The 8215-nt window shown below is 61.9% G+C and carries 10 protein-coding genes and 2 pseudogenes; 2 read left to right on the top strand and 10 right to left on the bottom strand.

Annotation, left to right across the window (positions count from 1 at the left end):
• Positions 1-208: 208 nt before the first annotated feature.
• Positions 209-484, top strand: a complete 276-nt coding sequence (locus tag H7225_RS18370; RefSeq protein ID WP_366481735.1) for a response regulator — start codon at positions 209-211, stop codon at positions 482-484.
• Positions 485-710: 226 nt separating this feature from the next.
• The gene (locus tag H7225_RS17655) at positions 711-1409 is read left to right on the top strand and encodes a glycine zipper 2TM domain-containing protein (protein ID WP_290664214.1); all 699 of its coding nucleotides are present in this window, start codon (positions 711-713) and stop codon (positions 1407-1409) included.
• A 12-nt stretch (positions 1410-1421) separates the two neighbouring features.
• Here the strand turns inward: H7225_RS17655 and H7225_RS17660 are convergent, their stop codons facing one another.
• From H7225_RS17660 to H7225_RS17700, 10 genes and pseudogenes are all read right to left on the bottom strand, one after another.
• Positions 1422-1928, bottom strand: coding sequence for a TPM domain-containing protein (locus tag H7225_RS17660; RefSeq protein ID WP_290664216.1), 507 nt, complete (start codon positions 1926-1928; stop codon positions 1422-1424).
• A complete protein-coding gene (locus H7225_RS17665) occupies positions 1922-2755 on the bottom strand; it encodes a TPM domain-containing protein (RefSeq protein ID WP_290664218.1) in 834 nt (277 codons plus the stop codon). The genes H7225_RS17660 and H7225_RS17665 overlap by 7 nt, the downstream gene beginning before the upstream one ends.
• Positions 2756-2763: 8 nt before the next feature.
• Positions 2764-3372 (bottom strand): LemA family protein, encoded by a 609-nt coding sequence (locus H7225_RS17670; RefSeq protein WP_290664220.1) that lies wholly within the window; start codon positions 3370-3372, stop codon positions 2764-2766.
• A gap of 63 nt (positions 3373-3435) precedes the next feature.
• A pseudogene (locus H7225_RS17675) lies at positions 3436-5616 on the bottom strand (copper-translocating P-type ATPase); the annotation flags it as partial.
• Positions 5617-5843: 227 nt separating this feature from the next.
• A pseudogene (locus H7225_RS18375) lies at positions 5844-5969 on the bottom strand (isoprenylcysteine carboxylmethyltransferase family protein); the annotation flags it as partial.
• An 11-nt stretch (positions 5970-5980) separates the two neighbouring features.
• Positions 5981-6262 (bottom strand): DUF2933 domain-containing protein, encoded by a 282-nt coding sequence (locus H7225_RS17680; protein WP_290664222.1) that lies wholly within the window; start codon positions 6260-6262, stop codon positions 5981-5983.
• Between the two features lie 60 nt (positions 6263-6322).
• Positions 6323-6661, bottom strand: coding sequence for a hypothetical protein (locus H7225_RS17685; RefSeq protein ID WP_290664224.1), 339 nt, complete (start codon positions 6659-6661; stop codon positions 6323-6325).
• A 295-nt stretch (positions 6662-6956) separates the two neighbouring features.
• Positions 6957-7382, bottom strand: a complete 426-nt coding sequence (locus H7225_RS17690) for a DUF305 domain-containing protein (protein WP_290664226.1) — start codon at positions 7380-7382, stop codon at positions 6957-6959.
• Positions 7383-7425: 43 nt separating this feature from the next.
• The gene (locus H7225_RS17695) at positions 7426-7800 is read right to left on the bottom strand and encodes a four-helix bundle copper-binding protein (RefSeq protein ID WP_290664228.1); all 375 of its coding nucleotides are present in this window, start codon (positions 7798-7800) and stop codon (positions 7426-7428) included.
• Between the two features lie 286 nt (positions 7801-8086).
• On the bottom strand, positions 8087-8215 hold the full coding sequence (locus tag H7225_RS17700) for a copper-binding protein (RefSeq protein WP_366481736.1): 129 nt from the start codon (positions 8213-8215) through the stop codon (positions 8087-8089).

Here is an 8215-nt window from a genome sequence, read left to right on the forward strand (position 1 = left end):
ACCGGTGGTCTGGACACACCCGTGATTGGACTCGTCAGGACACAGTCCTCCTCAATCCAGACAAATCCAACAGTGGAGAACCACTCAAAAAAGCAGCTTGAGCTTAAGTTTTTTGCGACAAATGGTTTGACAACCGCCGATCATTGGCCTGCGCCCCCAGGTTGTGCTGAATGTGGCACGAAACGGGGCCAGCGCCATCCGAGATGCGGTGGCCCGGCCTCCAGATTTGTTCCTGCTCGACATGAACCTTCCGGACATGAATGGCTTTGACCTGCTCACGGCCTTGCGTGCTCACGATTGTTTGAAACATGTGCCAGCCGTGATGGTGACCGCAACGGCCGGAGCAGAACACGCTGATGCGGCGCGAGCGCGGGGTTTTGTCGGGTATTGGACAAAGCCGTTGGACGTCGATCAAACCCTGAATAAAATTGATGAATGGCTCGCCGAGGTCCATCGAGGCCGATCATCAGAGCAAAGGCCGTAGCACCTGCTCCTGCCGGGTCGACGGCCGCCGTCAAGGCCGCCAGGTTTACCATTTGCGCCGCCCCTGCGTGCGCAATCTCTGTAGCCAGGTTGACCGACACGCTGGCCACGCCGGAGCGCCTGCTCCACCGTGAAGACGCATTAGCCTCAGGTAACGTTGGCCATCAAAAAAAATCGGTCGGGTGCCATCCAAATGCAGGCCTGACACGTTGAACTGGGTGCACTGCATGGCGATTTGCCGTGACTCGCAATGGCTTCGCCTTAAGGAACCCAACATGTCTGAAAACAATACGACCTCTACGGTGCCTTCAAACGCGCTTCGCAACACGGCCATCATTGGTGGTGGCATGGCTTTGATTGGCATTGGCTTGGCCGCAGGCATATTCATGCGTGCACCCCATGCAACCGTTGATCCAGCCATCGCCCAACCGGCGTCGATGGCACAGGCAAGCTCGGCCAATCAGGCAAATGCCAATCCGGCACAGCCCGCCAAAGCGGCACACAAACATGTGCCATCTCACGCGGTTTCAAGCGAACACAGGAGCCCGCCCAGTTCTGGTACAGACACCCCACGCTCATCCGTGCTTTGTTCAAATTGCGGCGTCGTCGACAGCGTGCGCGTGGTTCAACAACGCGGAGAAGGCTCCGGCTTGGGTGCCGTGACCGGCGGCGTGCTCGGCGGTGTGATTGGCAATCAGATGGGCAAAGGGCAGGGCAAGTCGGCGATGACCATCTTGGGTGCCTTGGGCGGTGGTCTGGCTGGCAACGAAGTCGAAAAGCGCGCACGAGCCGAGACCATTTACGAAGTCCAGGTTCGCATGGATGATGGCAGTGTGCGCACTTTCACGCAGCCTACAGAGCCCAGCATAGGTAGCCGTGTCGAGACGGATGGCCAGACTTTCCATGTGGTCAGTGGCGCTAGGTGATTTGACGATTTCTCACAAGACCACGGGGGCGTCCGGCAGCTCGTTGTAGGCGTGGCCGGGCGATGGAAAATGCCGCGCCAGCTGTTGCGCCACCGAATTGATGCACGCGACAGCGCCTTGTTCATACTGGGCTCTGCGGAACGACGACTCCATGTCCCGACACAACGCCTCCCATCCACCCGTCCCCACCCTGGCGTGGATGCCCCGGTCGGCCACGATTTCGACGCGCCGGTCGGCCAGCAGCAGGTAAATCAGCACGCCGCTGTTGTGCTCGGTGTCCCAGATGCGCAGAAGGGAGAACACCTCGATGGCGCGCTCGCGCGCGGATTGGCCCTTCACCAAGGGCAGGCCATCCAGCGCGCCTTCCACCACGAAGCGGATTTCTCCCGCATGCCCGACTTCAGCGGCCTTGATGGCCTGTTCAATGGCTTTCATGGACTTGGCGGAGAAGGCCCGGCTGACGTGCCCGCGAGTGGTCGTCATGTGCGAGACGATTCTGGAGAATTTGCTCATCACCATCTCCCTGACGCGCCACCGCCGCCAAAACCACCGCCTCCGCCCCCGAAACCGCCCCCGCCACCAGAGCCTCGATGCCCGCCGCCGCCCATGCCCATGGCCGCCAGCACGCCCATGCCACCAGCCAGCGTGAAAAACAGCGCCATCACCCCGGCAGCCAGGGCCAGCGAGAAGGCACCCGCCATGAACCAAGTGACCCCGGCCACCACCCCGCCGGTGACCACAGCACCCGGCAAGCGCCCCATCCATGCGCGCAGGATGCTGCCCAAGCCCAGCGCCAGGATGATGGCCATCGGTGCGAGTTGCTGCACATTGCTGGCACCCCGTTCTGGCCCTCCCTGCGGCGCGGGAAGGAGCTCACCATCGACCACACCGATGATCTGATCCACGCCTGCAGCAATGCCCCCCGCAAAGTCTTGCTGCTGGAAGCGTGGCACGATGACCTCGCTGATGATGCGTTTGGAGGTGGCGTCGTTGAGCGCGCCCTCCAGGCCGTAGCCGACCTCGATGCGCAAGGTGCGGTCGTTTTTGGCCACCACCAAAATGGCGCCATCGTCCACCTTCTTGCGCCCGATCTTCCACTGCTCGGCCACGCGCAGGGCGAATTGCTCGATCGCTTCAGGTGCGGTGGTGGGCACGATCAACACCGCCAGTTGAGTGCCCTTTCTCGCCTCGAAGCCCGCCAGCGTTTGCGTGAGGCTGGCAAGTTGCTTGGCGCTCAGCGTGCTGGTTTGATCGACCACGCGCCCGCTCAAGGCCGGCACGGGCACTTGCGCGCCCGCCAGTGCGGTCCACCAGCACGCGATGGCAAGCAGCAGCGCCCTCGCCATGGTCGATGTCACTTTGATGCCCCGGAGGCGGCGCCGAAATCAACAGCGGGCGGTTTGGCGATTTCCTTTTCGTTCTCCACGGCGAAGTTGGGCTTTTCCTTGTCGCCCATGACCATGGCCGTGAGGTTCGAAGGGAAGGAGCGCACCGTCACGTTGTAGTCCTGGACGGATTTGATATAGCGGTTACGCGCCACGGTGATGCGGTTCTCAGTGCCTTCCAGCTGTGCCTGCAAGTCCCGGAATCCCTGGTTGGCGCGCAGCGTCGGGTAGTTCTCGGTGACCACCAGCAAACGAGACAATGCACCAGACAACTCGCCTTGGGCCTGCTGGAACTTCTGGAAAGCTTGGGGGTTGTTGACCAGCTCGGGCGTGGCCTGGATGGATGTGGCCTTGGCGCGCGCCTCCACCACCTTGGTCAAGGTGCCCTGCTCGAAGTTGGCTTCCGCTTTGACCGTGTTGACCAGGTTGGGCACCAGATCGGCCCGCCGTTGGTACTGGTTCACGACCTCCGACCAGCTCGCCTTGATTTGCTCGTCGGTGGTTTGGAAGGTGTTGTAGCCGCAACCACTGAGGCTCAAGGCCGCTGTGGTCATCAAGATGGCGATCGGTTTGCGCATGTCATTTCTCCGGATGGGATGGTGAGTCAAGGGAGGTGATGTTTGGGCCATGTCATGACCGCGTCACACCTTGGCCGAGCGCAGCCGAAGGGCGTTGCCAATCACCGAGACGGAACTCAGGGCCATCGCCGCACTGGCCACGATGGGGCTGAGCAAGATCCCGAGGAAGGGGTACAGCACACCAGCGGCGAGCGGCACGCCCAGGAAGTTGTAGATGAAGGCGAAGAACAGGTTTTGACGGATGTTGCGCATGGTGGCCTGGCTCAACTCGCGCGCCTTGGCGATGCCGCGCAAATCACCCTTGACCAGCACGATGCGCGCGCTGCTCATGGCCACATCGGTGCCCGTGCCCATGGCGATGCCGACATTGGCTTGGGCCAAGGCGGGCGCGTCGTTCACCCCGTCGCCCGCCATGGCGACGATGCGTCCCTCATCCTGCAAGGCCTTGACGTGCTTGTACTTGTCCTCAGGCATCACACCGGCCTTGATGTCATCCAGGCCGAGCAGCTTGCCCACGGCCGCGGCGGTGACGGGGTTGTCGCCCGTGAGCATCACGATGCGCACACCCGAGGCCTTGAGCAGGCGGATCGCTTCGGCCGTGGAGGCCTTGATGGCATCGGCCACGCTAACGTACCCGGCCAGCTTGGCGCCCACGGCCAGGTACATCACGGTCTGCCCCTGCAGGCGAAGGGCTTCAATGTCTTTTTCCACGGAGGCCATGTCCACTTGGGCGGACGCCAACAGGCGCGCGTTGCCCAGGAGCACGGTCTGGCCATCGATGACACCGCGCACGCCCTGCCCTGTCACCGCATCGAAGCCGGAAACGCTGCTCAGCACCGCACCATCCGTCTGCGCACGCCCTACGATGGCCGTGGCCAGTGGATGCTCGCTGAGTTTTTCCAGGCTGGCGGCCCAGGCCAGCACCTGTTGCTGGTCGAAGCCGCTGGCGGCCACCACCGTCTGAACCGTCGGCTTGCCCTCGGTCAGGGTGCCCGTTTTGTCCACCACCAAGGTGTCGACCTTCTCCATCAACTCCAGCGCCTCCGCATCCTTGATGAGCACGCCTTCCTTGGCGCCTCGGCCGACGCCCACGATGATGGACACCGGTGTGGCCAGGCCCAGTGCGCACGGGCAGGCGATGATCAGCACCGACACAGCCACGAGCAAGGCATTGGCCAACGCAGGTGGCGGCCCAAACAAGGCCCACACCAGCGCGGCCAGCAATGCGATGCCCAGCACCGCCAGGACGAACCAGCCAGCCACCTGATCGGCCAGCTTCTGGATCGGCGCACGCGAACGCCCTGCTTCGGCCACCATCTGAACGATGCGGGCCAGCAGGGTCTCGGATCCGACCCGTTCGGCGCGCATGGTGAAAGAGCCGGTCTGATTGACCGTGGCCCCCGTGACCTGGCTGCCCGCCACCTTCTCGGATGGGATTGGTTCTCCGGTGATCATGGATTCGTCGATGCTGGATTGGCCTTCGAGCACCACGCCGTCCACCGGCACCTTGCTGCCCGGCTTGACCCGCAGGGTGTCGCCCGCCACGACTTGCTCCAGCGGCACCTCCACTTCCGAACCATCGGCACCGACGCGGACCGCAGTGTTGGCGGACAGACCCAGCAGATCCTTGATGGCGGAGTTTGTGCGCGAGCGTGCGCGCAACTCCAGCACTTGTCCCATAAGAACCAAGGTCACGATCACGGCGGCAGCTTCGAAGTACAGCGGCAGGCCGTGCTCCGTGAGGAAGGCCTGAGGCAAGGATTCTGGCAGGAAGATCGCATACAGGCTGAACAGATAAGCCGCGCCAATGCCCAGTCCGATCAGGCTGAACATGTTGAGCTGCCAAGTGACAAAGGAGCGCCAGCCGCGCACGAAGAAGGGCCAACCGGCCCACAGCACGACCGGGGTGGCCAGAATGGCCTGCACGCATTGCGACCAAGTGACGTTGAGCAGATGCGGCCAACCGAGACGCGTCGCCAGGCCGCCAACCACGTCATCCACCCACGCGGCGAGGTTGAAGGGGAAGAACTCGTGCATGGCCATCATCAACAGTGGCACGGTCAGGACCACCGAGACCCAGAAGCGCCGCGTCATGGAACGCAACTCTGGGTTGTCTTCTTCCCCCACGGTCGGCAGCAGGGGCTCCAGGGTCATGCCACAAATCGGGCAATTGCCCGGATGGGCCTGGCGTATCTGGGGGTGCATGGCACAGGTGTAGATCGTCCCTGATGCGCTGACCGCAGCGGGCCCGGCTACTGGGGTTGGAACTGGCCCAACCATCGCGGCCACGTGCTTGGCGTCGTGGTCTGATTGGTCTGAGCCCGCGTCAACGCCATCGTGGGGCGCATGGCGGTCTGAGGGTGCAGTGCTGAGGTGCTGCTCGGATGTCATCGTAGCTTCACTCCTTGTTGTTTGGAGTCGGTCGCCAAGCCGCGGCGCAGCCTGGGGAAGAAGCGCGGCGTCAACGCTGCTTAGTCACGCCAGGCCGAACCAAATTCGCGGTCAGATTGCTTCTATTCTGTCGATGACAGCCGCACGTACATCACCGCCAACACCGGGAACATCAACACGGTCAGCAAGGTGGGCCACTGAAGCAGGTTGGCTTGGGTCATGGCTTGCCTTCCTTGTTGGGCTCTGCGCCGCCTTGCCCCCCGCTGCCGTGATGCTGGTGAGCATCGTGCCCGTGGCCATGGTGCATGAACAGGTGCATCACCGGGCAGGCCAGCAGCAAGAGGTAAGGCCAATTGCCCGCCACATGCTGCCAATGCTCACGCAGGAAATAGAAGGCCGCGATCAGACCCAGCATCGCCACGGCGATGCCGACAGGGCTTTTGATGAAGGACGTGTCTCCACGTTCAACGCTGGAGGTGTGCTCGTGTGAATGGGCCATGCTGCCTCCTGACTGTGATTTCAAATGAGAAATAGCACCGCCATCGCGCGCGGCACTCGCTTACTTGCTGGCAGCGCCTCCCATCGGTTTAGCGCCCATGGCGTCATTGCTGTGCATTTGCTCATGCGCTTCTTTCATGTGCTTGTCCATCAACTTCTGACGCTTGGCCGGATCCTTCGTGCCATGGATCTTCTTCATTTGCACCTCATGCTTGCGGTGCATCTCGTGCATGCCCTCCATGCCAACAGGCTTGGATGCTGCCTCAGTCGCAGGCGCTGGAACGGACGAAGCTTGCGGGTGGTGCGCCTTGTGGTCTTCTTCGCTGGTCTGGGCCAATGCACTGCCAGCAGCGGGAAGTGCCAGAATCAGCGTCAAGATAAGTCGAGTGGAGATCTGCATGTCATGGTCCTTCTCTGTTGCTTGAACAAGGCGGATCTCGCCGATCCACCGATCTGCTGCCAAGGTTGGCGAGCACTTCAGCATAGAGGCTTGCAACTGGCGCAGCGCGCCAAAACAGGTCATGGCGGGCATCGCAATGCCCTCGCCTTGACTTGGATCAATGATCACGTCGCACGTGGTTGAGCCTGTGTCATCAGCGCATGTTGCAGACCCATCGCGCACAGTGATGCACTTGAACCCGTGGTCAGACGCCCCCAACACGCCATGCACGCAGTGATCAAAGCGCACCCCATGCTCAAGGATTCGACTTCAACCACTTGTCCAGTTGCCCAATTTCCTTGGTCTGGTCTTTGATCATCTTCTTGGCCATGGCCTTGAGTTGCTCGGATTTGCCGTGGTCAATCTCGATCTTGGCCATCTCAAGGGCCTGTTGATGGTGCATCTTCATCATCATGGCGAAGTCCTTGTCGACATCGCCCGACATCTTCATCTCCTGCATCGACTGCATGCCCTTGTGCATGGCCTGGCCCATCACGGTTGAGCCGTGGTCGTGTCCTGGCTTCATGTCGGCGCCCATGTGCATCGCCCCCTGCGAGTGCTCCATGGGATTCGACGGCGCGCTTGGCGTCGTCTGGGCCTGCGCTGCGCCGAGGCTCATGCCCATGGCGACCAAAGCGGCTGCGGCGAATTGGGAAAGGGATGTGTGTTTGTTGGCGTCCATGTGGGCTTCCTTGTCGGTGGGGTTGTGGGTAGATGTCGATGTATCAATGGGCTTGCGCCGTGGCGCCTTGCCCGGCTGACGTGCCAGAGGCCTGGCCCATGCTGCGGCACGCCTTTGCGCATCGACGGCATGCTGTGGCGCACTCCTGGCAGTGGTCCATCTGGTGGCGGCCACATTCGTCGGCACAGGCTTCACAGATCTCGGCGCACAAGCCGCAGATGGCCGACACCTGTTCGCTGCCCCGCGCCATGGCGGCGGAGGCCAGACGGCAAATGGCGCTGCAATCCAGGTCCAATCGGATGCAGCGGGCCATGGCCTTGGGATCTTTCTCGTCGAGGCAAGCAGTGGCACAGTGATCGCAGGCCGTGGCACATGCGTTGCAGGCCTCGATGCAACTTGCGAATTGTTGGTGGCTCATGTGGAATCCTTTCGATGTCTTGGCTGGGGTTGGGGCTGGCCAACGACTGGCCCCTGCTTCCCTGCAAGGCGGGGGCCCAAGCTGGCCGCCCTCAAATCCCGGTTTTTGACACGAGCCGACCTCTGCCTCCGTGTTCATCACGTGGCATCTGTCCGGTTCAAGAAAATGTTGCGGCTCGCTTGTAAAGATTACCGGCCCTCCATCCTTTCAATGCGCTCTCGGTGTGGTATCGATCGGAGGCGAGTCGGCCCTCCTTGCACCTGCTCCATCCTCGCTGCGCGTTGAGTTACGGGGCTGTCTGCAGGTCGGTGACGACAATGGCGCCATCCTGTTTTTCCGCGTGGAACTTGACCTTGTCGCCCACCTGAATCTTGGCCAGCAGCGCGGCGTTTCTGACTTGGAAAACCATGGTCAT

It is taken from the genome of Aquabacterium sp., from assembly GCF_014378415.1.
GTDB lineage: Bacteria > Pseudomonadota > Gammaproteobacteria > Burkholderiales > Burkholderiaceae_C > Aquabacterium.

Bases quoted from the DNA above. Each gene is read 5' to 3' on its own strand.
- H7225_RS17655 (WP_290664214.1), top strand. From the start codon at position 711: ATGGCGATTTGCCGTGACTCGCAATGGCTTCGCCTTAAGGAACCCAAC.
- H7225_RS17660 (WP_290664216.1), bottom strand. From the start codon at position 1,928: ATGGTGATGAGCAAATTCTCCAGAATCGTCTCGCACATGACGACCACT.
- H7225_RS17665 (WP_290664218.1), bottom strand. From the start codon at position 2,755: ATGGCGAGGGCGCTGCTGCTTGCCATCGCGTGCTGGTGGACCGCACTG.
- H7225_RS17670 (WP_290664220.1), bottom strand. From the start codon at position 3,372: ATGCGCAAACCGATCGCCATCTTGATGACCACAGCGGCCTTGAGCCTC.
- H7225_RS17680 (WP_290664222.1), bottom strand. From the start codon at position 6,262: ATGGCCCATTCACACGAGCACACCTCCAGCGTTGAACGTGGAGACACG.
- H7225_RS17685 (WP_290664224.1), bottom strand. From the start codon at position 6,661: ATGCAGATCTCCACTCGACTTATCTTGACGCTGATTCTGGCACTTCCC.
- H7225_RS17690 (WP_290664226.1), bottom strand. From the start codon at position 7,382: ATGGACGCCAACAAACACACATCCCTTTCCCAATTCGCCGCAGCCGCT.
- H7225_RS17695 (WP_290664228.1), bottom strand. From the start codon at position 7,800: ATGAGCCACCAACAATTCGCAAGTTGCATCGAGGCCTGCAACGCATGT.
- H7225_RS17700 (WP_366481736.1), bottom strand. From the start codon at position 8,215: ATGACCATGGTTTTCCAAGTCAGAAACGCCGCGCTGCTGGCCAAGATT.